The following is a 1,136-nucleotide window of genomic DNA, read 5'->3' on the forward strand; positions in this document are numbered from 1 at the left end:
AACGTTTGTATAGTCGTCAGGGGGGTGATGGGAATCCTTTAATTTACGCCCTAAAAGGACAAAAAGGATTCTCAATATCTCTTAAAGAGTGTGGAAAATTCAACCCCAATATCTCTAAAATTCTCCATAGCTTAATGCATGAAAAAGATTATGAAGTAATCCTTACAATGCCATCATCCCACAAAGTAGTAGAGAGATTTGCCAAAAAAATCAATAGAATAAATAAAAATCATTGTATTTTAATTAATGAACAGGATATTGCTGCATGGTACCTTTAGCTTGCATCGTCAGTAATAATTGAATGAGCAAGCCACTCATACAAACAATAAAGGCCACCACCCACCAATCTTTTTTAGAACTAAACGTGTACATTGCATCCCCCATCTATTGTTTTCATTCTATACAAGATTTTTCGATTGGCATGCAACTTTGCAGATTAATTTTAAAGCACATAAAAAAACGCCCCGAAGAGCGTATTTTTTCAATCTTTGCTTCACGATTAAAATAAATATGGGCGCACAAAAATCAGGAAGAAAATACCCAACATCAAAAACCATTTTAAGAAATAGTACAATTTTCGATTGGTCTTTTTCAGTGCTTTGGCTTTGATCCGAATTTGATAAACATAACCAAAAACTTTATTGAGTCCACCCGTTTGATCCCCATGTTCATTTGGTGAACTGGCTGCGGTCATGATATTTTTACCAAACCAATGGTTAAAGCGTGCCATCAACTTTGAGCTTAACGGTCGCTCAACATCGGCAAAGAAAATGATGCGGTTTTGTTCAGTCTTATTTTCTGCATAGTGAATATAAGTTTCATCAAACACCACACTTTCACCATCACGCCATGAATAACGCTGACCATCGACATCAATAAAGCAACGATCATCATTCGGCGTTAGTAGCCCCAAGTGATAACGCAATGAACCAGCATACGGGTCACGGTGACGTACCAAACGGCTGTCCGGCGCAAGCTCAGTAAACATTGCAGCTTTAATTGAAGGCAACGTTTTCAGCAGTTCTGTGGTTTTAGGACAAAGCTCTGCCGCAGAAGGATGTGCAGAGTCATACCATTTCAAATAGAAACGTTTCCAGCCGGTTTTAAAAAAGGAGTTAAAACCTAAATCATCATAA

At 37.8% G+C, this 1,136-nt stretch carries 2 protein-coding genes; one reads left to right on the top strand and one right to left on the bottom strand.

Features of this window, described 5'->3' with window-relative positions; all coding sequences use genetic code 11:
• A partial coding sequence (locus FTV32_RS17390; RefSeq protein ID WP_218947450.1) for a hypothetical protein occupies window positions 1-278 on the top strand: 278 nt, incomplete at its 5' end.
• Between the two features lie 221 nt (window positions 279-499).
• Here FTV32_RS17390 and FTV32_RS17170 read toward each other — a convergent pair.
• Window positions 500-1,136 (bottom strand): aspartyl/asparaginyl beta-hydroxylase domain-containing protein (locus tag FTV32_RS17170; RefSeq protein ID WP_180029166.1); only part of this gene is annotated, 637 nt, incomplete at its 5' end.

The sequence above is a fragment of the Acinetobacter sp. YH16032 genome (assembly GCF_013417345.1).
Classification (GTDB): domain Bacteria; phylum Pseudomonadota; class Gammaproteobacteria; order Pseudomonadales; family Moraxellaceae; genus Acinetobacter.